We start from the raw sequence: 22,294 nt of genomic DNA on the forward strand, positions 1-22,294 counted from the left end.
TCAGCGCAGCTTCTTGATACGTTCGCTGGGGCTGATCACGTCGGTCAGGCGAATGCCGAACTTCTCGTTGACCACCACCACTTCGCCATGGGCAATCAGTGTGCCGTTGACCAGCACGTCCAGCGGCTCGCCGGCCAGGCGGTCAAGCTCGATCACCGAGCCCTGGTTGAGCTGCAGCAGGTTGCGGATGTTGATCTCGGTGCTGCCCACTTCCATGGAAATGTTCACCGGAATGTCCAGGATCACATCCAGGTTCGGGCCTTCGAGGCTGACGTTTTCGTTCGGCTTCGGCGAGCTGGCGAACTCTTCCATCGGCATGCGGCCGGGGCCGCCGCTGCTGCCGGTGTCACCGCCCAGCAGCGCATCGATGTCGGCCTGCCCCGCCGAGCCGGTCTCTTCAAGGGCCGCAGCCCACTCATCGGCCAGCGCCTGGTCCTCTGCGGAGGTGATCTCGTTTTCGTTAGCCATGGTTTCCTCTACAGGCATTCAATTCGTTATGAGCGACCGGTACGCCGTCAGCGGCGTTCGATCGGGTCGATGATCTGCAGGGCCAGGTTGCCCTTGTGCGAACCCAGGCGCGCCTTGAACGACGGCACGCCGTTGGCACGCAGCACCAGGTGCTCGGGCAGCTCCACCGGGATCACGTCGCCAGGCTGCATGTGCAGAATGTCGCGCAGCTTCAGCTGGCGGCGGGCGACCGTGGCGGTCAGGGGCACGGCCACATCCAGCACGTCCTCGCGCAGGGCCTTGACCCAGCGCTCGTCCTGGTCGTCCAGGTCGGACTGGAAACCGGCATCGAGCATTTCCCGCACCGGCTCGATCATCGAGTACGGCATGGTCACGTGCAGGTCGCCGCCACCGCCGTCCAGTTCGATGTGGAAGGTGGACACCACCACTGCCTCGCTGGGCCCGACAATGTTGGCCATGGCCGGGTTGACTTCGGAGTTCATGTACTCGAAGGTGACCGGCATGATCGCCTGCCAGGCTTCCTTGAGGTCGACGAAGCACTGGTCCAGCACCATGCGCACCACGCGCAGTTCGGTAGGGGTGAATTCGCGGCCTTCGATCTTGGCGTGGCGGCCATCGCCACCGAAGAAGTTGTCTACCAGCTTGAACACCAGCTTGGCATCGAGGATGAACAGCGAGGTGCCGCGCAGCGGCTTGATCTTCACCAGGTTGAGGCTGGTGGGCACGTACAGCGAGTGCACGTATTCGCCGAACTTCATCACCTGCACGCCGCCCACGGCCACGTCGGCAGAACGGCGCAGCAGGTTGAACATGCTGATACGGGTGTAACGGGCGAAGCGCTCGTTGATCATTTCAAGGGTCGGCATGCGACCCCGTACGATACGGTCCTGGCTGGTCAGGTCGTAGCTTTTGATACTGCCAGGCTCGGATGCGCTTTCGGTCTGCACCAGCCCGTCGTCGACGCCGTGCAACAGGGCATCGATTTCATCCTGGGACAGCAGGTCCTGTACGGCCATTGCGGACTCCTACTGCAATACGAAATTGGTGAACAGCAACTGGTCGATGACCGGCTTGCCGACTTCCTTCTGCGCCACTTCCTGGACCACTGCGGTAGCCTTCTGGCGCAACATCTCCTGCCCGACCGGGCTGCTGGCCAGGGTGTCGAAACCCTGCCCGGAGAACATCATCACCAGGTTGTTGCGGATCACCGGCATGTGCACCTTCAGGGCATCCAGGTCAGCCTGGTTACGCGCCTGCATCGTGATGCTCAGTTGCATGTAGCGCTGGCGGCCGTTCTGGTTGAAATTCACCACGAATGCCGGGGTCAGCGCCTCGTAGATCGCCGCAGGCTTGACGTTGCCGGCGGCAGGCTCGGCGGCCGGGGCCGACTCGCTCTTGTGCATGATGAACCAGGTAGCGCCCACCGAAAGGCCGATTGCCAGCAACAGGCCTACGACCGCCAGCAGGATCAGCTTGAGTTTGCCTTTAGTGGCGGGGTCTTTGACTGCTTCGCTCTTCGCCATGCCAATAATCCGTCGTCCATCGGGGGTTCAAAGGTGGATGGCTTGGCTTGAGCAAGTGTTATGCCAGAATTCGGCTTCAGGGATTTTACGGCGGTGAGATCGAGCGCCGCGCGGGCGGCGCTCGATCTAAGTAGGCGCCACCCCCCCCAGCCATGCATCACGCGTAGTAATCAACCGCACTGTCGCCGATAACCACTTGCTGTTCCACAGGTCGGGCGCTTTCGACTGGCTCGGCCCCACCCTGCTCCGCCTGCCGTGCCGCCACCCCGGACAGGTTGCTGCCCTGCGCCTGCCCCTGCTGCTGTTGCTGCCCGCGCGACTGGTCGGCCACGTTGACATCTGGCTGCGCCAGCCCCTGCTGGGCGAACAGTTCGCGCAAGCGGTGCACCTGGCTGTCGAGTGCATCACGCACACCGGCGTGGCCGCTGATGAAGGTGACTTGGGTCGATTGGTCCGTCGCAACATTGACGCGAATATCCAAACGGCCCAGCTCGGCCGGCTCCAGCTGGATATCCGCCGACTTGAGGTTCTGGCTGGACAAGTACATGACCCGGTTGACCAAGCCCTCGGCCCAGGCGCCCTGGCTCATCGGCAATGGCTGGTGCAGCGGGCCGGCATTGGCCGGTACGGCGTTGGCGGTCTTGGCCGTGGCAGCCTGGGTCAGGCTGGCCAGGCGGTTGGCAAAATCATCGATGCGAGTGTCGCTATCGGCGCTCTTGGTGTCTTTCAGGCCATCTTCAAGCAGGGCACCAAAAGCCTTGTCACCCGACTCACCCGCTTCACCCTCGGCATGCTCCACCAGGTTCGCCAAGGTATTGACGGTTGCCTGCCCATCTTCGCCCTGGGCGCGGGACGGGTCCAGGGCATGCGCCGAGGTAGCGCCTTTGGCCTGGGCGCTGTGCTCCAGCGCCAGGCGCAAGGTTGGCAGGTTGGCCAACGGGTCGGCATCGGGGTCGAAGGCTTCTTCGGCAGATGGCGCTTCGGGCAGTGCCGCAGCCTGCGCCGTGGCCGCCTGCAGCACCGGCGCGACAGCCTCGGCCTGCGCCTGGATCAGCTGGGCGCCAGGCTGGGCGTCGGTGACCTGGCCGGCCACCAGGCTGGCATCACGCAGCGCGGTATCGGCCTGGGCAGCGTCATCAGCTGGCAACTTGTTGCCGTCATCGGCAACCGCAGTTTTCTCGGCGGGCTCTTTCTTGCCCCCCGCTGCCGCCTCAGGTTTGTCCTTGGGTTGGGCCGGGGCGACCTTGTCATTTTGCCCAGCGGCCTTGTCACGCCCCTGCCTGGCCATCACCTGGCCAAAGCCGTCACCCTTGTCACCCAACGCCTGCAGCGGTTTATCCGCCTGCGCGGTGGCCGAACGCGAGGTGCTTTTAATGGCGTTGGCTTGCAACAAAGGGTTGGGTGCGACAGGCATTGAGCGGTCTCCGCGCCAGGAACAGTAAAATCATCCAGCCAGAGAAAAGCAAGACTCGCGCCAACTCACGCATCAGCCTGCAGAAATACGCTGCTGCTCATCACGGTAGAAGCGCTGCACCACGCCATATTCCAGATCGATACGGTGGATCAGGTCTTCGATACCATACAGTGGACGCTGCCGGGCGCGGTCTTCCAGTTGCTGACACAAGCGCGCCAGGGCCACTGCGCCCATGTTGCTGCTGCTGCCCTTGAAACTGTGGGCGGCAGCACCGAGCTCTTCGGCGCTTTTGGCCGCGTGCAACTGGCTCAAGCGCCGCTCGGAATCGTCGAGAAAGGTCTTCACCAACTGCAGGAAGCCATCTTCCATGACTTCACGCAGGTCACTGAGGACCTTGTGGTCAATATGCATGTCAGTCACTTGCTCACTCCTTGATCAAGCCAGATTATGCCCGAGCCAACCTGTGGCTCACCATATGAACTCCACATGCGCGCGACGCCCGTCCTCACTCCAGCGGGCGTTGCTGGCCAGCCGCTGGACCAGGTTCAGGCCTCGCCCGCTCAGGCCGTGCGCCAGCGAAGGCCGCGACAGCACACGCTGCACGTCGAACCCGGCGCCGCTGTCGAGCACCTCAACTATCAGACGCCCGCCACCGGCGTGCGGTTCAACCGTAAAGTCGATGCGCACGAACCCGTCGGTCAACGCGCCCAGACGCCGGGCGCGCTCCTGGTAATAGTCGGCAAACCCCTGCCCATCGCGCTTGAGCCGCGAATCCAGGCCCAGCACCCCATGCTCCAGCGCATTGGAATACAGTTCGCTGAGCACTGCGTGCAGGCTGCCGGTGCGTGCGCGCAGGCCGTGAATTTCCTGCAACAACTGCACCAGGTACGGCACCGGATTGAAGCGCTTGAGGCTTTCGCCCCGCACCTCGAACCCCAGCGACCAGTCCAGCGGGCTGGAGCGGCCGCTATCAGAGTAGATGATCGGCGCCGGCACCCGCTCCTCAGCGCTGAACATGCGAATGTCGCACAGGCTGATATCGTCCCGCGGGCGCCCGCCAAAGCGCTTCAATGCCTGCATCACCTCATCGAACAGCCGCTCCGGGTCGCGATTGTCGGCCAGCACCGTACGCAGGCGCCGGACGCCGAATAACCGCTCCTGGTCATCGGCGGTATCCAGCACGCCGTCCGACAATAATAACAGCCGCTCACCCGGCGCCAATGGCAACACTTCGGTGCTGTCATCGAAACGCTCCGCAGCCAGGATGCCCAGTGGGAGGTGCCGCGACCTCAGCGATGATAGCACCTGGCCATCAATCGACAAGTGATAACCATCGGGCATGCCCCCATTCCACACCTCTACTGCGCCACGCTGCAAGCTGAGGTCGAGCAGCAGCGCACAGCAGAACATGTCCACTGGCAGGATGCGTTTGAGCTTGGCGTTCATCTCGCGCAGGATCTGCGCCATGCCGTAGCCCTTGGCAGTCATGCCGTAGAACACCTCTGCCAGTGGCATGGCCCCCACCGCCGCCGGCAGGCCGTGGCCGGTGAAATCGCCGAGCAGCACGCGCATGTCACCGGCCGGCGTGAACGCGGCCAGCATCAGGTCGCCATTGAACAGCGCATAGGGCGATTGCAGGTAGCGGATGTTGGGGGCAGACAGGCATCCGGAGTGAGCCACCTTGTCGAACACCGCCTTGGCCACCCGCTGCTCGTTGAGCAGGTGGTGGTGGTGCCGGGAGATCTGGTCGCGCTGCTCCAGCACGGTAGCCTGCAGCCGGCGCAGGCGGTCCATGGCGCGAATCTTGGCGCCGAGGATCACCGCACTGTAAGGCTTGGCCATGAAATCATCGCCCCCGGCCTCCAGGCAACGCACCAGGCCCTCTTCTTCATTCAGCGACGTCAGGAAAATGATCGGCACCAGCGCCTCGCCGGCCAGGGCCTTGATCTGCCGCGCCGCCTCAAAGCCATCCATCACCGGCATCAGTGCATCCAGCAGCACCAGCTGCGGGCGCCGCTCGACGAACAGCGCCACCGCCTGCTCGCCATTTTCTGCGGTGACTACCTGATGGCCCTGGCGTCGCACGATCTGCGCCAACAGCAGTCGGTCGGCGGCTCCGTCTTCGGCGACCAGCACTGTCAACGCCTGTTCGGCGGGCATGTCGACGCTCAACTGATGTCGAAGAGTTTTTCGAAATTGGAGATCGCAAGGATCTTGCGCACATCAGAGCTGGCATGCACCACGCGCACGTCCGACTCATCGCCGCCCGCGTGGTCCCTGAGCAACAGCAGCATGCCGAGCGCGGAACTGTCGAGGTAGGTGGTGTCTTTCAGGTCAACGATCACCGAATCGGGCCGGTACGGCTGGCGTTCGTAGGCGTCACGAAATTCCTGATGCTTGCCGAAATCGAAGCGCCCCTTGATCTTGATTGTCAGCTTTTTCCCTTCCTGCGAAAAATCAGTCTCGACTGCCATGCTAGCGATTCCTTCGATGATGGCGAATGCAACTCCAGTAAGGTTTAGCAGGCGATGGCATGGGTCGCAAGAACGCGCCCCCTGTAGGAGCGGCCTTGTGCCGCGAAAGGGGCGCGTAGCGGCCCCAGATTTTCAGCTTCGCAGCAGATATCGCCGGGGCCGCTCTGCGGCCCTTTCGCGGCACAAGGCCGCTCCTACAAGGCACAGCGCAAGGCTTTGGCTAAAGGATTTGGCGGGGCAAGCGCTGCGACAACTCATCCAGCAACCGCTGCTCACGCTTGTCTTCGGCGCGCCGGGCTTCGTCCATGTAGCGCTGCACCAGCTTGCGCAACCCCTCTACCCGGGCATAGGCCTGCTGCCAAATGCCACGGGCATTGTTGAGGTTGTTCTGGTGCCAGACCAGGCTCTGACGCTGCTGGGTCATGGCCGTTTCCAGCTGCCCCAGAAAACGCTGGTAGTTGACCAGCCAGCTGCCATTTACCCCCTGCCCGCCACGGTTGATCCACTGCAGCTGGTAATCCTCACGAAAACGCTCCAGTTCGGCCAGCTTGGCCTGAGCCGTGGCCACTTGCTGCTGGAAATGCCCCAGGCGCTGGGCGGCCTTGCGCTCGGCCTCTTCGGCCATGCCCACCACCGGCGTCAGGCGCGCCGCGCGCCCAGGCAGGGCCATGCCCTATCAGCCTGCCGGGGGCGTGAAGATCGCCCCCAACTGTTCGCGGCTCTGCGCCATGCCCACATTCTCCTGCAGGCCTTGGCGCAGAAAATCCACAAGCCTGGATTGCAAGGCAATGGCCAGGTCGGTTTCCGGGTCGCCGCCGGCCACGTAGGCGCCCACGCTGATCAGGTCGCGGCTTTGCGACAGGCGCGACCACAGTTGCTTGAACTTTTGCGCCTGGCGCAAGTGGTCGGCGTCGACCACCTGGGGCATCACCCGGCTGATCGAGGCTTCGATGTCGATCGCTGGGTAATGGCCCTCTTCGGCCAACCGGCGCGACAGCACGAAGTGGCCGTCGAGTACACCGCGCGCCGAGTCGGCGATGGGGTCTTGCTGGTCATCACCTTCGGACAATACGGTGTAGAACGCGGTAATCGAGCCACCGCCCGGCTCGCCATTGCCCGCCCGCTCCACCAGCTTGGGCAGCTTGGCAAATACCGACGGCGGGTAACCACGGGTGGCCGGCGGCTCACCGATGGCCAGGGCAATTTCCCGCTGGGCCTGGGCGAAACGGGTGAGCGAGTCCATCAACAACAGCACGTTCTTGCCTTTGTCACGGAAGTACTCGGCAATGCGCGTGCAATACATGGCAGCACGCAGGCGCATCAGCGGCGCATCATCGGCAGGTGAAGCCACCACCACCGAGCGCTTGAGGCCCTCCTCACCCAGGATGTGCTCGATGAATTCCTTCACCTCGCGGCCCCGTTCGCCGATCAGGCCAACCACGATGATTTCGGCTTCGGTAAAGCGGGTCATCATGCCCAGCAACACCGACTTACCCACGCCGGTACCGGCGAACAGGCCCAGGCGCTGGCCGCGACCAACGGTCAGCAGGCCATTGATACTGCGGATGCCCACGTCCAGCGGCTTGCTGATAGGGTCACGGTTGAGCGGGTTGATCACCGGCCCATCCATCGGCACCCAGTCCTCAGCCTTCATCCCGCCCTTGCCATCCAGCGCGCGGCCGGCGCCATCCAGCACCCGACCGAGCATGCTCATGCCCATGGGCAATCGGCCGCCGTCGTCCAGCGGCACCACCCGGGCGCCGGGGGCGATACCGACAATGCTGCCGACCGGCATGAGGAACACCTTGGGCCCGGCAAACCCCATGACTTCGGCTTCCACCTGGACCGGGTGGTAGCTGTCGTCGTTGATTACCAGGCAGCGGCTACCCACGGCGGCGCGCAGGCCTTCGGCCTCCAGGGTGAGCCCGACCATGCGCAGCAGGCGGCCTTCGACGATGGGTTGGGTCGGCAGCGCGATGGCCTCGGCATAACTGCCCAGGCGCTTGCCGAAGCTGGTGCGCTTAAGGTGCATCAGGGCTTTCCACCGAACGCTCGACGGGGGCGTCCAGGTCTACCGACATGTCTGGCGCCGCCGGGTGCAGAGAATGATCGTGCAACTGGTCGAACAGCTGCGCCACGGTTTTCTCGATGCGCGTTTCCATGGTTGCATCAATGCGGCTATGGGCAGTCTCGATACGGCAGCCCCCCGGTAGCAGTGCGCTGTCTTCCAGCAACCGCCAGTTTTCCTCATGGCGTTCGCGCAGGGCCTTGACCAGCTCGAAGTCCTGCGGGTTGAGGTGAATGCGGATATTGTCCGCCCCCATGGGCAGCAGCTTCAGTGCTTCGCGCAGCACCTGGGTGATCTGGCTGGAGTCGTTGCGCAATTCGCGGCCAATCACCTGGCGGGTCATGTGCGCCACCAGGTGAACGAGGGTTTTCTCGATCTGCGTGTCTTGCTCGGCGATCGGGTCCATCAGGTGGGTCATCAGTTGCTCGAGGCTGTCGAGCTTGGCCTTCAGGGCCGCTTCGGCCTCTTGGCGGACCTTGAGCTGGGTGCTGTGAAAGCCCTCTCGCTCGCCGGTGGCGAAACCTTCGTTGTAGGCTTCCTGGCGGATCGCCTCGAGCTCTTCCAGGGTGAGTGGCTGGACTTCTTCCAGCGGCACTTCCTCGATTTCTTCCTCGACCGCCTCGGGTTCCGGCTCAGGCTCGGGTACGGGCTCTGGCTCCGGGTCGAAGCTGGGCAGCGTCCACACGTCCACACCCTCGAGGTCGCGGGCGCGGATCAGGTCGCTGGGGTGATGTTCTTTGCTGGACATGTTTTCAGGTACTCACAACCCTGTTCAAAGGGATACAGGTCTGGCCCCTGTGGGAGCGGGCTTTTCCCGCGAAGCAGGCGCCGCGGTGCATGGCACCGGCGTTGCCGGTGTTCGCGGGGCAAGCCCGCTCCTACACAGAACCCTCAAGGCCCGCCGCTAGTGACTCAGATCATTTCCTCGGCACCCTTGCCGCCGAGCACGATCTCGCCGGCCTCGGCCATGCGGCGGGCGATGGTGAGGATTTCCTTCTGCGCCGTTTCCACGTCGCTGACCCGCACCGGCCCTTTGGCCTCCAGGTCGTCGCGCAGCAGTTCCGAGGCACGTTTGGACATGTTCTTGAAAATCTTGTCCTTGACCCGCTCGTCGGCGCCCTTGAGCGACACCACCAACACGTCGGACGACACTTCGCGCAGCAGCGCCTGGATACCCCGGTCGTCGACGTCGGCCAGGTTGTTGAAGACGAACATCAGGTCTTCGATCTGCTCCGACAGGTCGCTGTCGACTTCGCGGATCGCATCCATCAGTGCACCTTCCACGGAGCTGTCGAGGAAGTTCATGATGTCGGCAGCGCGCTTGATACCGCCCAAGGTGGTGCGCGCGGCGTTGGAGTTGCCCGAGAACTGCTTCTCCAGAATCTGGTTCAGCTCTTTGAGCGCCGCCGGCTGCACGGTGTTCAGCGACGACACGCGCAGGACGATGTCCAGGCGCACCTTGTGGTCGAAGTTGCTCAGTACTTCACCCGCCTGGTCAGGGTCGAGGTAAGCGACCACGATGGCCTGGATCTGCGGGTGCTCGTAGCGGATCACGTCGGCGACGGCGCGCGGCTCCATCCACTTCAGGCTGTCCAGGCCGCTGGTGTTGCCACCCAGCAGGATGCGGTCGACCAGGCCGTTGGCCTTGTCCTCGCCCAGCGCCTGGTTGAGCATCTTGCGGATATAGGCATCGGACCCCACGCCCAGGCTGGTCTGGTCGCCGACAATGTCGACGAACTCGCTCATCACCTGCTCCACCTGGTCACGGTGCACATTACCCATCTGCGCCATGGCCACACCCACCCGCTGCACTTCCTTGGGGCCCATGTGCCGCAGTACCTGGGCCGCATCGGTCTCGCCCAGCGAGAGCAACAGGATTGCCGCTTTGTCGACGCGGCTCAGCTTGGCGGTAACGGCTCGGTTATCACTCATCGGCGTTGATCCAGTCTTTGACGACCTGGGCTACACGGCCCGGGTCTTCGGCCACCAGGCCTTTGATTGCGTTGAGCTGTGCCTCGTAACCCTCGCTCGGGCTAGGCAGCAGAATGCTTGTCGGGCCACCCAGGCTGACGCGGTCGTTGGCCAGTTCGCCATCCAACCCCACCATGCCGCCCAGCTCCATGTCGCTATCGGAAGCCGCCTGCTTGCCGCCCCCTGTGATGTTGTTAAGCACCGGCCGCAGCACGCCGAACACCAGCACCAGAATGAACACCACGCCCAGCACTTGCTTGACGATGTCCCAGAACCACGGCTGCTGGTAGAAGGCGATATCGGCGATTTCTTCGCCACGGTCGGCGGCAAATGGCACGTTGATCACCGTCACGCTGTCACCACGGCTGGCGTCGAAGCCGACCGCGTCCTGCACCAGGCGAGTGAAGCGCGCCAGGTCTTCGGCAGCCCACGGCGCACGGCTGGTGTTGCCGGTGGCCGGGTCGATCTTGACCTGGTCGTCCACGACCACCGCCACCGACAGGCGGGTCATGCGCCCCTGCTGCTGACGGGTGTGGCTGATGGAGCGGTCCAGCTCGAAGTTCTTGGTGCTTTGCTGGCGTTTGTCCGACGGGTACGGCGCGAGCATCGGCTGACCGGTAGCCGGGTCCATGACCTGCTGGCCGTTGGCATCCACCAGCGGCTGGCCAGGCTGAATGGCGGCGGCCGGGGTAGCGGCGCCACCGGTGGTTTGCGGTGCCGAAGCGGCGCCTGGCGGCTGGTTGCTCAGCGCACCAGGCACGCCTTGCGGGCCTTGGCTGCTGGCACGTTGCTCTTCAACCGACTGCTCGCTGCGCAATGCTGGCTGATCGGGGTTGAACTGCTCGGCGGTCGACTCGACGGCACTGAAGTCCAGGTCGGCAGACACTTCGGCCTTGTAGCGGTCATTGCCCAGCACGGGCTGCAGGATGTTGCGCACGCGCTGGGTGAGCATGCTTTCCATGCGGCGGCTGTAGTCGTACTGCTTGCCGGCTTCGGTCAGGGCAGAGTCCTGCAACTGCTCGGACAGCAAGTTACCCTTCTGGTCGACCACGGTGACCTGGGATTTATCCAGCTCCGGCACACTGGTCGCCACCAGGTTGACGATGGCCAACACCTGACCGGCCTCCAGGGCACGGCCCGGGTACAGCTCGACCAGCACCGAGGCGCTGGGCTTTCGATCGTCACGCACGAACACCGAGCTTTTCGGGATGGCCAGGTGCACGCGCGCGGCCTTCACGTTGTTCAGGCTGGAAACGGTACGCGCCAGCTCGCCTTCCAGGCTGCGGCGGTAGCGCGTGGCCTCCATGAACTGGCTGGTGCCCAGGCCTTGCTCCTTGTCGAGCAGTTCGAAGCCAACATTGCCATCGCTGGGCGCTACGCCGGCAGCCGCCAGTTTCAGGCGCGCACGGGAGAGGTCGTCGGCCTTGACCAGCAGAGCACCGGAGTTGGGCTCAACGTTATAAGGGATATCAGCGGCACCCAGGGTGTCCATGACCTGCTTGGTGTCCATGCCCGACAGGCTGCCGTACAGCGGACGGTAATCGGGTTGTTGCGACCACAGCACCACGGCAAAGCCGATCGCCACGCTGGCCGCCAGGCCGACCATGAGGCCGACCTGGCGCAGCATGGGCATCTGCGCGATGTTTTCCAGGAACGACATACCTGGCAGCGGGCGCTTGGCCGCTGCCGGGCCCGTCTTGGCGGGGGCGTTGTCGACGACTGCTTCAGCCATGGTTTACGTCCGTCCTCAAACCGGCATCTGCATGATGTCCTGATACGCCTGGACCAGCTTGTTGCGTACCTGGGTCATGGCCTGCATCGACACGCTGGCCTTTTGCGAAGCGATCATCACGTCAGTCAGGTCGACGCCGCTCTTGCCGATCTCGAAGGCATTGGCCAGTTGGGTCGATGCCTGCTGCGTCTCATGCACCTTGCCGATGGCCTGGCCAAGCATGTCGGCAAAGGTACTCTGCCCCGGTGCCAGCTCGGGGGCTGCGGTGACCTTAGGCAGCGACATGGCATCGGCCTGCATGGCCCGCATGTCCAGCATCAGACGATTGAATTCAACACCTTGGCTCATGACCCTTCTCTCTCCTGCGGCCGCATTTTTTTGACACTCATGCGGCGAATAGCCTACGTAAAGCAACAAAGGTGCCAGCCTTGGCAATCACCTTCACGGGTTGGTGCGGCCCCTGTGGGAGCGGGCGAGCCCGCGAACACCGGCGCAGCCGGTGCCAGCCACCGCGTGGGGTTCTTCGCGGGCATGCCCGCTCCCACAGGGTGGTATCCATTCACAGCGGGGCGCAGTGTCAGCCGAACAGGCTGGCCTCGACGTCGAACCCGGCATCGCGCATCTGCGCCAGCTTGTAGCGCAAGGTGCGTGGGCTGATGCCCAGCCGTTCGGCCGCCTCTTTGCGCCGACCGCGCTCGGCGCGCAGGGTGTCGATGATCATCTGGTACTCATGGCGACGCATGTCATCGCCCAGCCCGCTGGCCTCGACTGACACTCCAGGTGATGGCTCTGTGCCAGCTGACAATGGAATGGCGCCTGCCAGACAGAAATCCGCCGCCTCGATCACCCCGCCCTGCTGCAGGATCAGCGCCCGCTGAAGCGCGTTGTCGAGTTCGCGCACGTTGCCCGGCCAGGCATAGGCCTGCAGGCAAGCCCGGGCCTGCGGCGACAGGCGCACCGGGGCGTGTTTCATCTTGGCCGCGTGGCGCGCCAGGAGGCGCTCGGCCAGTTGCAAGATATCGCCCGGGCGCTCACGCAATGGGCACCAGGCCAGGGGGAACACTGACAGGCGGTAGTACAGGTCTTCACGGAAGCGCCCGGCGGCCACTTCGCCAGCAAGGTCGCGGTTGGTCGTGGCCAGCACACGGATGTCCAGGCTGATCGGCTTGCGCCCGCCGACCCGCTCCACCTCGCGCTCCTGCAACACGCGCAGCAGCTTGGCCTGCAAGGCCATTGGCATTTCCGAAATTTCGTCGAGCAACAAGGTGCCCCCTTCGGCCTGCTCGAACTTGCCGGCCTGGGCAGCGATAGCACCGGTGAAGGCACCCTTTTCATGGCCAAACAAGGTGGCTTCGAGCATGTTGTCGGGGATGGCCGCGCAGTTGATTGCCACGAAGGGCTGCGCTGCCCGCGGCGATTGCTGGTGGATGTAACGTGCAAGCACTTCCTTGCCGGTGCCGGATTCCCCGGAAATCAGCACAGTCGAATCACTGCGCGCCACGCGCGCGGCCAGCTCCAGCAACTGGCGGCTGGCCGGCTCGCAGGCCACCGGGCCTTCTTCGGCGACCACCCGCCCCGCGGCATGCCGCTCGACCAGGCTGAGCAGCGCCTTGGGCTCGAACGGCTTGACCAGATAGTCGGCAGCCCCCTGGCGCATGGCCTCGACGGCACGCTCGACGGCGGCGTGCGCCGTCATCAACAGCACCGGCAACTGGGGCTGCTGACGGCGCAACTGGCTCAGCAACTGGTGCCCGTCCATACCGGGCATGTTCACATCGCTGACCACCAGGCTGAAAGCATCATCCAGCACCGCCTCCAGCGCTTCCTCAGCACTGCCCACCGCCTGGTAGGCGAAACCGCCGATTTCCAGGGTATCGCCCAGCGCCTGGCGCAATACGCGGTCGTCCTCGACCAGCAGCACCTTGATTGCCATTACACCCCCTCCGCCAATTGCCCGTCGATCAACGGCAGCTCTACCCGCACGCAGGTGCCACGGCCCACTTTCGAGCGCAGATGCAAACGGCCCTGATGGGCACGCACCACAGCCTGGACCACCGCCAGGCCAAGGCCGGTGCCAGTGGCTTTGGTAGTCAGGAACGGCTCACCCAGACGCGCCAACAACCCGGCGTCGATACCACTGCCCGCATCACTTACGCACATCTGCAAGGTGCGCTCGCGGCGGAACAGGTGCACCTTCAACCGCGCCGAGCTGTCGCTGGCCTGCAGGGCATTCTCGATCAGGTTGAGCAAGGCACCGACCAAGGTATCGCGATTGCACAACAGCTCACCCAGATGGCTGTCGCACTGCCAGCGCACAGCGTGCCCCTGCACATGGGCCTGGGCCGCCTGCTGCAGGGCCTGGAAAAGGGCTTTTGGGGTAACCCGGTCACCCAGCGGCAACTCGCCACGGGCGAACACCAGCATGTCGCGCACCTGATGCTCCAGCTCGTGCAGGCGCTCCTTCAAGGTACCGGCGAAACGCTGGCGGGTTTCCGCGCTCAACGCTTGCTCGCTATCGGCCAGGTGGCTGGCATAGAGCATGGCTGCCGACAGCGGCGTGCGAATCTGGTGGGCCAGCGAGGCGACCATCCGCCCCAGCGATGACAGGCGCTCGTGGCGGGCCAGTTGGTCTTGCAGGCGACGGGTTTCAGTCAGGTCGTTGAGCAGCACGAGTTGGCCGGGTTCGGCATCCAGCGACCGGGTGGAGATCGACAGGCGGCGGCCATCGCGCAGCGAGATTTCATGGCCGTCGTCCTTGCGCGGCGCAAAGCTGCGGGCGATTACCTGGCGCCACAATTCGCCGATCAGCGGCTCGCCGAGCAGTTCGCAGGCAGCCGGGTTGGCTTCACGTACAAGGCCATGACCATCGATCACGATTACCCCGCCAGGCAGCAGGTCCAGCAGGTTCTGCAGGCGGTTGGCCAGGCGTTCCTTTTCGCTGAGTTCTTCGATGCGCTGCGCACTGACCACCGCCAGCTCGCCTTTCAGCTCACTGACCCGGGCTTCGAGCAGGCTGTAGGACTGGCTGAGTTGGCTGGACACCTGGTTGAACAGGGCGAAGGCGTGCTCGATACCCTGGTGGCTGTCCTGCTCGATCGGGGCATGCCCCTGCTGATTGGGGGCTCGGGTTACGTGGGCGGCCTGGGGCATCGTGCTCTCTCGCGTGGCTGACCGTCATAAAAACGGTGTGTTGCCAGCGGTGTAGCAATAGCCGTGCCGGAGATGGGGATTTGAGTTGCCTGTGCCGGCCTCTTCGCGGGCTTGCCCGCTCCCACGGGGCCAGCATGGGTTTAAGCCCTGTACTGTACCTATGGGAGCGGGCAAGCCCGCGAAGAGGCCGGCCCAAGCCTACGGCGATGTATCAGTCCGGCAGCCAGGCCTTGCGCCAGTTGCTCAGGTTGTCACCTTCGAGCATCCAGCCGCCCAGCACTGCATCGCGCAGCGCATCACCGGCCTTGGCCGTGGCATCCAGATCCGAGATGTGCATGCGAATGGCATCTACCCAGCCTCGGAAACGGTTTTTCACCAGAGTGACCGGCAAATCGCTGTAGCCCTGGTAGCAACGCAGGTCGCTGGCGATTACCGGGAAACCACAGGCGCCGTACTCCAGCAGGCGCAGGTTGCTCTTGCACTCGTTGAACAGGTTCTGTTCGACGGGCGCCAGGGCCAGGTCCAGGTTCATCCTGGCCAGCGTCGCGGGGTATTGCTCAATCGAGACACTCGGGTGGAACTCATGAACATAAGGCCGCAGCTTGTCCGGGCACATGCCGAAGAACACCCATTCCACCTCATTGGCCAATTCCTTGACCACGTCCGCGATCACTTCCAGGTCGCCCGTATGGCTCGCCCCACCTGCCCAGCCGACACGCGGTTTGCGCGACTGCCGGCGCAGGGCCTTGAGGTCTTTCCAGTAGCGCGTATCCAGCGTGTTGTGCACCACCCGGATATCGCCATGCAGGCCTGCGAAGGCCTCGGCCAGCGGCTGGGTAGAGACGACAAAGCGGTCCACATAGGCCAGGCCGCGACGCAGAGAGCGCAGAATGTCCTTGGGCATGTGTGCCCTGTGCACGCTCTTGAGTGGCAGGTTGGGCAGATAGTCGTCCAGCTCGAAGACCTTGAAGGCCCGCGAAAACGCGTGCATCCGGCGCATGTGCTCAATCTGCTCGTCGCCCACCTGGCGCTGCAGGATGATGCTGTCCGGCTGATAGCGCTCAAGCTCCGCTGGCGCCAGATAATTCCACGCCACCACCCCCTCGGCCAGCCCCTCGCGGTTGAGCGTATCCAGCGGCTGAATGACCCGGTAGTTGCCACACCCCCCTCTGTCCGCCGCATGGGCAAGGACAGTCGGCAGCGGGTTCCAGGACGACAACGGTCGCCAGCTCAGACCGGAGGGCGCCAGGCCGAGGCCATTGTTGGAAGACAGCGAGAAATTCGGGTTGTGGAGCGGGTCGCGTGCCAATACAGGCAGCCAGCGGTCATACAACGCATCTTCTTCTGCGGCGGTGGCCGGCGTTACAGCATCCTCACTGAGCAGCAACTGCACACGCGGCGTCCACACGTTCAGGTAGCCGCCACGGTGCAGGCGCAGGCACAGATCAACATCCGTCCAGCGCTGCAACTCGGGCGCCTCGTCGAAACCGCCTGCCTCCAGGAACAGGCTTTTGCTCACCAGCAAGCACTTGCCGCTGACTGCGACATAGTTCTGATCGATTTGCAGGCGCTGCAGATAGCCGGACGCGTCCATCGGCTGACCAGCAAAGGCTTCGCCAACAGGGCCATTCAGGCCAAGCACGTAACCGGCATGGCTGATGGTGGCGTCCCCCGCCACCAGTTTGGCCCCCACTACGCCGACTTCCTGGCGCATGCCGTGGTTGAGCATCTGCTGCAACCAATCGTTATCGAGCACCGCTGCGCCTTCGTCCAGCCACAGCAAGAAATCACCACGGGCCTGCCCGGCAGCCTGGTTGCGCATTTGCACAGGCGCCATGCCTGCCGGGAAACGCATGCAACGAATGGCATCGGTGCCAAGCCGGGCAACGTTGTCGAGCCAGCTGTTTACTGCCGGGCTGGCATTATCACGCGCCAGCAGCAGCACCTCGTAGTTTCGATAGGTTGTCTTCTCCAGAATGGTTTCCATGCAACGCTGCACCCGCTCGGTGCTGTTGCCCTGGAGCAGAATCAGGATGCTGACCGGTGCGTCACCGGGGGCGCCATAGTCGAGATCATAACGACCGGGCAGACGAGACCCGACGCGGGCGTGGGCAAAGCCGCGGGTCTGCAGATGGCGCTGAATGACACCACGCTCGTCCGGGCAGTCGCGCAGCGACGGGGCATCACAGACCAACAACGGCTCGCTGATATGTCCCAACCCCTCGAAACCGGCAGACTCGATAAGGCGCAGGATGTAATCCAGCTCGAATGCCTGGCCGGCCTCCTGGCGGAAGCCCCCCATCTCCAGCCACACCTGACGGTTGAACAGCCAGTGGCGTGACAGGCTTGCCGGCAAACTGAGCAGCAGATCAAGGTTGAGATCAGGGCGCAGCGCGGCGCCCATTTCCGCCCCATCGAAACGCAACCCTTCATCGCCATATACGGCACGACAGCCTGGCGCCGCCAACAGATCAAGCGCGGCAATCAGCAAGCCGCTCGCAGTGAACTCACTCCCCGCCTCTACCAGCATGAACCAGTCGAACTCACCCGCCTGAACTGCCTGGTTCAGCTGATCGCCCAGACTGGCATCGGTCAAACGCAGGAAATGCAGCTTGTCCTGCGCCGAAGTCGCGGGTGCCTCGCCCCTTGTCAGCGCCACAATTTTCAACGTGGAATAGAGGCAGTGATCGCTACTCAGGCTTTGCACAGAGGCTTTCAATGCATCTGCGTGCCCATCAGCGTCAACCACGATAATGCCGATCACAGGGCCGCCCTGATGGGCCTGCAGACGCTGTTCGATCAGGCGACTCTGCATGGCATCCGGAATGCGTTCGGCCAGCCAGGTTTGCAGTGTCAACGCCTTGGGCTTGCCACCCAGATGCTCCAGCATTTGCTGGCGCCCGCGCTGTACTTCTTCGCTGCCGACGTCGCCATGGCGCGCATACAGCTCGCGATAAAGCGCTGGGTAATCTTTCAGTGCCTGCTCGGAGCGTCGTGCAGGTGCATTGTCGTCCCGGCGCATACGGACTTCCACCGTCTCGCTGCGCACATGATGGAAAGCGCTTCGCGCACTCAGGCGCATGAGGAAATCCCAATCCTCCAGCCCTGCCAGCGACTCGTCGAAGTCCCCCACGGCGAGGGCAAGCGCGCGTGGGCAGGCAAAGGTGTTGATCGGGATGTAGTTGTTTACAAGCAAACGCTCTCGCGAGTAGGCCTCGTGTGGATAGCGTTGTTCACGCGACACCTCGGTCCGCTTGCCTGCCGCAATGGTTTCCTGAATGAAGACTGCATCCGTGTACACCACACTGTCGGGGTGGGCATCCAGCGCTTTGGCCAATGTTTCAAGATGGTCAGGCAGGTAGAGGTCGTCGTCGTCCAGATACACGACGTACCGACCCCGGGCCACGTGCAACGCGGTATTACGGGCTGCGGCAGGGCCGCGATTACGGCCTTGGCGGATGTACGTGACAGGGAAATCGTACTCAGCCAGCAGCGACTCGACCGGGTCACCGTTGTCATTGACCAGGATGACGTCAAGGTCCTTGAAGGACTGATGAGCAATGCTGTCCAGCGCATCCTTGAGCAATTGCGGGCGGTTGTAGGTGGTCAGGATAACAGAGAACAACGTCTCCTCTTGCTGCCGCGCCTGTTCTTCCAGGCGCTCGCAAAGCCGGCGCGCCCGGGCCCCCAGCTCGGAACCCTGCTCGTCAGGATACAGATCCAGACGCCGCTTGAGGTGCCCCGCCACCTCGCGCTCACGCCCGTGAAGGTGATGCTGCGCATTGCGCTCGAATACGCCTTCGACAATGGCCACGTGCCCCATCAATGGCTCGCTGGAGGCATAAAACCCGCTCGAATACTGCGCACCATGCCAGCGATAGCTGACACCCGGCATGTCGACGTAGGCGAAATCGGGGTAACGCTCCGCCATCTGCACGACCATTTCCCAGTCACCAGCACCGTAGGTGTTCCCCGGCTTCCAGACACTGCAAAACGCTTCACGCCGGTAGATTACCGCCGAGGGCGTCATGTAAAGGTCGTGGATCAACAGATCAGCGACTTCATTGCGGTCGCCTACGTAATCGCCATTGCGGTATCCCGGATGGCGAGACCGGTTCAAGGGCTGCCCGGCACCATCGACCCAGCGAATGCCGGTATAGCCCACTGCAACGTTGGGATTGTTTTCCAGCGTGGGCAGCAAACGCGTCAGGTGCCCTGGGTTGAAATAGTCATCGGCGGAAAGGAACGTGAAATAACGCCCCTGTGCGATACGCAAGCCATTTCGCCAGTTGTAACCCGGGCCGTAATTGTATCGGTTACGGATGTAACGCACTTTCGGGTTGCTCGCGAATGCCGCCATTACCTCAGCGGTATCGTCCGTGGAAGCGTTGTCCAGGACCAGGATCTCGATATTGTCCACACCCTGATCGAGCACCGACTGAACACACTGGGCCAGATAACGCCCGTAGTTGTAGGTGGGGATGGCAACACTCAGCAGAGGCTCGATCTTGCGTGCCGCTGCCGCATCATCAGCGATTGCGGCAGTTACCTGACAAAGCCAATAGTCAGCCGAACAGTGATAATTGAGGGAATAATCACGATCTTCCGTACCTCGGGGTATTGGCCACTCTCCCGAATCGGACCCGTCAGAATCGGAAAGCTCCAGGCAACCCGTATAGACCCGCGAACGACTGAGACGCCCTTCCCATGCTGGAACAAGAACTTTGCTGAAGGATGAATCTTCTTGCAGTGCGTCCGCTTGCTCGGAGGTGCGTAGCAGCAGATACCGTTGCGCCTGCAATGGCAACTTGAATACCGCTTGGGCATGACGAGAGTGGGCAATCAGCAGAACGCCATCGGACTGCCCCACGGCATCGGTAGCCCGCTCGAACAACATTCCATTGCCCAAGCCATAGGCTGCCAGGGGCTGCAGGGGCAATTGTCGCTGCAATGCTTCCCAATCAGCATCGGACAACAGGAATGCCTGCTGATCGTCCAGGCAAAACCCGGCGACCCGTACTCGCCAAGGCTGCCCGACACATCGCCCACCAGCGATCAAAGCCCAATTCGTCATGCTGTCACTCCCCAATATTGTTGCTCGCTTGCCGCAGGCGACACGGCGCCTGTCCGCACGCAGACTGTATGTCGTGAATCAAGAAGCTTCCGTCAGCTCTTTCCAGGACACGACGCTTGCCGGTGTCATGAGATTTTGGCGAATAAGCGCTTCGATGTAATGTTCATGATCCCGCTCGGAACTGATGATCACGACATCGTCTGGGCCGACTTGCTCACTCATCCAGGCCAAGGGCTGAATGGGTACGCCCAGCATTTCTTTACCCTGGCGATTGAGGTTGGAGTCGATGCAGGCGACGACCTGACCGCCGATTTTCTCGGCTTCAAGAATCAGCAGTGCGGCGACGAAGGCACTACCAAAGATGATGATCCTGCGCCCCTCCAGGCTGGCCAGGATGCTCGCCGATGGCGTTTCAATGGTTTTGCGTGTCCAGGTCAGAAGTTTCTGAGTAGCACTGGCGTGCCCAGACCCTGACAGTTTATCCATCTGGCCCGCCGCCAGATCCAGCGACAGAAGATGGGTAAGCAAGACCACCGGCAAGCCCGCCAGGAAGGCGTCGGGTGCGTGCTCCATGTTAGCCTGCAAGCCGGCGGCCGCTTTAGCAATCTTTCTCAGAACGCCTTTGCTGACCGACCTGCCTGCTTCGGTTGTAATTGCCTCCTGAATCTCAAAGCGCGCCGTGCAGGCATCGAAATGCAGAGCGTCTGCCTCTAACCCGGCAACTCCCCTGGCGATGTGCTTCAGCCCTCGATAAAGGGCGACCCCTGGCAACGACAGACTTGCCACATGGGAGAACTGCCTGGTATGCACGCGACGGCGCAGCAATGGTTGGTCAAGGTAGCCGATGGCATGCCGGCGATTGATGCGCGCCGGCAACAGCACATCCTCGATGCCCGCAGCGTCCTTCGTTTGCTTGCGGGGAGCGTCGCCAAGGTAGCGGTGTACCGCATAGGACTTGGGCAGTGCGGCCCGCTCCAGCATCACGCCGCTGGGCATCGGCCACAGCCGCTCCTTGAGAAAGCTGCTGATGTACTCGCCGGGAGCGAAGATTCGCTCCGAGTCGGGCACGGTGCTGCCGTCGACTAGCGCATGGCCATCCTGGTCAATGTCGCTGACGCGGGTCCACACCAGTCGTACGTCGGGATTGCAATCCATGAAACGCATCTGCCGTTCCAGCATGTCTCGCTCCATGATGTCGTCGTCATGAGTCACGATGACCCGACGCCCCAGAGCAAGGTGGTATGCCGAAAGGCAGTTGAACTCCACGGTGGAAATATTGCGAGAGTTCCTGACATAACGGATTCGGGGGTCGTCCAGGCGCAGAAGGAACTCGGCAGTCCCATCAGTGCTGCCATTGTCGAGCACCAGCAGCTCGAAATCCTCATAGCTCTGGCCGAGGACGGCAGCGATGGACTGCTCAAGGTAGTGCAGTCGGTTGTAGGTCAGCAGAGCAACTGTCAACGGCGGAATAGCTGGGTTCATAGCGAGGACCGCACCAGATCTGGGATTTCACGGTGCTTCTGCTCGTGGAGAAAGACAAAATTGGTTTCCTGAGTCTCCTCGTCAATGCCTGGGCACAGACGTAGTCCCTCATTACTCAGGGTATAGGCCTGATAGCCAAGGCGACCAAGCCGCTCCACCACCTCGTTGGGGTGATAGTCAAACTTCCTGGCCCACTTCCTCAATAGTTCGATCAGAATCACTGGCCTATCCCGGCCGAGCATGGCTTCGCCACCCTGGATCACCATCAATTCCGCCCCCTCTACATCACATTTGATGATTTGAGGTACCAGCTCATGCTGGGCGCAGAACCTGTCAAGTGTGGTGGCAGGGCAGGACACCCTCTGCAGGCTTTCCTGGCTGCCCGGCTGCCCTGCCAGCACTTGGGAAGTGGCTCCAGAGCAGTTTGGCGTATAGAGAAACTCCAGAGTTGCCTCCTGATTGGAAAAGGCCAGCCGGTGCGCCTGTATGTTGGGCAAGCCGTTGTGGCGGATGTTGCGCTCCAGGATCCCATGGGTATAGGGGATCGGTTCGAACGCGTGAATCTGTGCCGAGGGGCAGTGCCGAGCGAGTGCCAGGGCATACCAGCCGCAGTTGGCGCCGATGTCCAGAATCACCCCCTTCTCTTGAGTGATGGCTTTGAGGAACTCGGTCTCAATGGTTTCGTAGGCACGGAAGTTCATCAGTGTGCAGGGCACCAGGTGCTGATCCTGGGGGTCCAGGAACAACTCGATCTGCTGAGAGCGGGATCGGACGAAGATACCTTCCGGCAGGATGCGCAGAGACTCCACATCGGTACCGGCGATGAACTCGGGATAATCGAACAGACTGGCATGCCTTGCGTGGATGGCCTCGATATAGTCCTGCTTGGCAGTATCACCCGCCTCATAGGCCGTGCGGATGGAGTTGAGCATGTTCAT

At 62.8% G+C, this 22,294-nt stretch carries 18 protein-coding genes; all 18 read right to left on the reverse strand.

The window, feature by feature from the left end; all coding sequences use genetic code 11:
- A complete protein-coding gene (fliN, locus tag CKW35_RS26455; RefSeq protein WP_023048288.1) occupies positions 1–468 on the reverse strand; it encodes a flagellar motor switch protein FliN in 468 nt (155 codons plus the stop codon).
- A gap of 47 nt (positions 469–515) precedes the next feature.
- Positions 516–1,484: a flagellar motor switch protein FliM gene (fliM, locus tag CKW35_RS26460; protein ID WP_013973595.1), complete on the reverse strand. Its 969-nt coding sequence runs from the start codon at positions 1,482–1,484 to the stop codon at positions 516–518.
- 9 nt (positions 1,485–1,493) lie between these two features.
- Positions 1,494–1,991: a flagellar basal body-associated protein FliL gene (fliL, locus tag CKW35_RS26465; protein WP_016488424.1), complete on the reverse strand. Its 498-nt coding sequence runs from the start codon at positions 1,989–1,991 to the stop codon at positions 1,494–1,496.
- Between the two features lie 157 nt (positions 1,992–2,148).
- Entirely contained in the window at positions 2,149–3,405 is a 1,257-nt protein-coding gene (locus CKW35_RS26470) for a flagellar hook-length control protein FliK (protein WP_095117231.1), read from the reverse strand.
- A gap of 72 nt (positions 3,406–3,477) precedes the next feature.
- Positions 3,478–3,825 carry an Hpt domain-containing protein gene (locus CKW35_RS26475; protein WP_095117233.1) on the reverse strand — a complete coding sequence of 116 codons (348 nt, stop codon included), beginning with the start codon at positions 3,823–3,825 and terminating at the stop codon, positions 3,478–3,480.
- A 48-nt stretch (positions 3,826–3,873) separates the two neighbouring features.
- A complete protein-coding gene (locus CKW35_RS26480; RefSeq protein WP_070086896.1) occupies positions 3,874–5,565 on the reverse strand; it encodes a fused response regulator/phosphatase in 1,692 nt (563 codons plus the stop codon).
- Positions 5,566–5,573: 8 nt separating this feature from the next.
- Positions 5,574–5,879, reverse strand: coding sequence for an STAS domain-containing protein (locus CKW35_RS26485; RefSeq protein ID WP_016488428.1), 306 nt, complete (start codon positions 5,877–5,879; stop codon positions 5,574–5,576).
- 220 nt (positions 5,880–6,099) lie between these two features.
- Positions 6,100–6,549: a flagellar export protein FliJ gene (fliJ, locus tag CKW35_RS26495; protein ID WP_016488429.1), complete on the reverse strand. Its 450-nt coding sequence runs from the start codon at positions 6,547–6,549 to the stop codon at positions 6,100–6,102.
- Positions 6,550–6,555: 6 nt separating this feature from the next.
- Positions 6,556–7,911, reverse strand: a complete 1,356-nt coding sequence (gene fliI, locus CKW35_RS26500; protein ID WP_060519404.1) for a flagellar protein export ATPase FliI — start codon at positions 7,909–7,911, stop codon at positions 6,556–6,558.
- Positions 7,901–8,695, reverse strand: a complete 795-nt coding sequence (gene fliH / locus CKW35_RS26505) for a flagellar assembly protein FliH (protein WP_095117236.1) — start codon at positions 8,693–8,695, stop codon at positions 7,901–7,903. Before fliH ends, fliI begins: the two co-directional genes overlap by 11 nt.
- A 164-nt stretch (positions 8,696–8,859) precedes the next feature.
- Complete coding sequence (fliG, locus tag CKW35_RS26510; protein ID WP_016488432.1) at positions 8,860–9,879, reverse strand: flagellar motor switch protein FliG; 1,020 nt, start codon at positions 9,877–9,879, stop codon at positions 8,860–8,862.
- Entirely contained in the window at positions 9,872–11,650 is a 1,779-nt protein-coding gene (fliF, locus tag CKW35_RS26515; protein WP_016488433.1) for a flagellar basal-body MS-ring/collar protein FliF, read from the reverse strand. The genes fliG and fliF overlap by 8 nt, the downstream gene beginning before the upstream one ends.
- 15 nt (positions 11,651–11,665) lie before the next feature.
- Positions 11,666–11,998 (reverse strand): flagellar hook-basal body complex protein FliE, encoded by a 333-nt coding sequence (gene fliE / locus CKW35_RS26520; protein ID WP_003254438.1) that lies wholly within the window; start codon positions 11,996–11,998, stop codon positions 11,666–11,668.
- Positions 11,999–12,227: 229 nt separating this feature from the next.
- The gene (locus tag CKW35_RS26525; RefSeq protein ID WP_095117238.1) at positions 12,228–13,583 is read right to left on the reverse strand and encodes a sigma-54 dependent transcriptional regulator; all 1,356 of its coding nucleotides are present in this window, start codon (positions 13,581–13,583) and stop codon (positions 12,228–12,230) included.
- The gene (locus CKW35_RS26530) at positions 13,583–14,800 is read right to left on the reverse strand and encodes a PAS domain-containing sensor histidine kinase (protein ID WP_095117240.1); all 1,218 of its coding nucleotides are present in this window, start codon (positions 14,798–14,800) and stop codon (positions 13,583–13,585) included. Before CKW35_RS26530 ends, CKW35_RS26525 begins: the two co-directional genes overlap by 1 nt.
- A gap of 211 nt (positions 14,801–15,011) precedes the next feature.
- Positions 15,012–19,874, reverse strand: a complete 4,863-nt coding sequence (locus CKW35_RS26535; protein WP_256583423.1) for a glycosyltransferase — start codon at positions 19,872–19,874, stop codon at positions 15,012–15,014.
- Positions 19,875–19,952: 78 nt separating this feature from the next.
- Positions 19,953–21,356, reverse strand: coding sequence for a glycosyltransferase family 2 protein (locus CKW35_RS26540; RefSeq protein WP_060519399.1), 1,404 nt, complete (start codon positions 21,354–21,356; stop codon positions 19,953–19,955).
- A complete protein-coding gene (locus tag CKW35_RS26545; protein ID WP_256583424.1) occupies positions 21,353–22,294 on the reverse strand; it encodes an FkbM family methyltransferase in 942 nt (313 codons plus the stop codon). The genes CKW35_RS26540 and CKW35_RS26545 overlap by 4 nt, the downstream gene beginning before the upstream one ends.

It is taken from the genome of Pseudomonas sp. Irchel 3F3 (genome assembly GCF_900187545.1).
In the GTDB taxonomy this organism is placed as follows: domain Bacteria; phylum Pseudomonadota; class Gammaproteobacteria; order Pseudomonadales; family Pseudomonadaceae; genus Aquipseudomonas; species Aquipseudomonas fortuita.

Excerpts from the sequence above, each read along its gene's own strand:
- CKW35_RS26530 (WP_095117240.1), bottom strand. The coding sequence starts at position 14,800 with ATGCCCCAGGCCGCCCACGTAACCCGAGCCCCCAATCAGCAGGGGCAT.
- fliM (WP_013973595.1), bottom strand. The coding sequence starts at position 1,484 with ATGGCCGTACAGGACCTGCTGTCCCAGGATGAAATCGATGCCCTGTTG.
- CKW35_RS26535 (WP_256583423.1), bottom strand. The coding sequence starts at position 19,874 with ATGACGAATTGGGCTTTGATCGCTGGTGGGCGATGTGTCGGGCAGCCT.
- CKW35_RS26540 (WP_060519399.1), bottom strand. The coding sequence starts at position 21,356 with ATGAACCCAGCTATTCCGCCGTTGACAGTTGCTCTGCTGACCTACAAC.
- fliE (WP_003254438.1), bottom strand. The coding sequence starts at position 11,998 with ATGAGCCAAGGTGTTGAATTCAATCGTCTGATGCTGGACATGCGGGCC.
- CKW35_RS26545 (WP_256583424.1), bottom strand. The coding sequence starts at position 22,294 with ATGAACATGCTCAACTCCATCCGCACGGCCTATGAGGCGGGTGATACT.
- fliH (WP_095117236.1), bottom strand. The coding sequence starts at position 8,695 with ATGTCCAGCAAAGAACATCACCCCAGCGACCTGATCCGCGCCCGCGAC.
- fliN (WP_023048288.1), bottom strand. The coding sequence starts at position 468 with ATGGCTAACGAAAACGAGATCACCTCCGCAGAGGACCAGGCGCTGGCC.
- CKW35_RS26525 (WP_095117238.1), bottom strand. The coding sequence starts at position 13,583 with ATGGCAATCAAGGTGCTGCTGGTCGAGGACGACCGCGTATTGCGCCAG.
- fliF (WP_016488433.1), bottom strand. The coding sequence starts at position 11,650 with ATGGCTGAAGCAGTCGTCGACAACGCCCCCGCCAAGACGGGCCCGGCA.
- CKW35_RS26485 (WP_016488428.1), bottom strand. The coding sequence starts at position 5,879 with ATGGCAGTCGAGACTGATTTTTCGCAGGAAGGGAAAAAGCTGACAATC.
- fliJ (WP_016488429.1), bottom strand. The coding sequence starts at position 6,549 with ATGGCCCTGCCTGGGCGCGCGGCGCGCCTGACGCCGGTGGTGGGCATG.
- fliG (WP_016488432.1), bottom strand. The coding sequence starts at position 9,879 with ATGAGTGATAACCGAGCCGTTACCGCCAAGCTGAGCCGCGTCGACAAA.
- fliI (WP_060519404.1), bottom strand. The coding sequence starts at position 7,911 with ATGCACCTTAAGCGCACCAGCTTCGGCAAGCGCCTGGGCAGTTATGCC.
- fliL (WP_016488424.1), bottom strand. The coding sequence starts at position 1,991 with ATGGCGAAGAGCGAAGCAGTCAAAGACCCCGCCACTAAAGGCAAACTC.
- CKW35_RS26480 (WP_070086896.1), bottom strand. The coding sequence starts at position 5,565 with ATGCCCGCCGAACAGGCGTTGACAGTGCTGGTCGCCGAAGACGGAGCC.
- CKW35_RS26470 (WP_095117231.1), bottom strand. The coding sequence starts at position 3,405 with ATGCCTGTCGCACCCAACCCTTTGTTGCAAGCCAACGCCATTAAAAGC.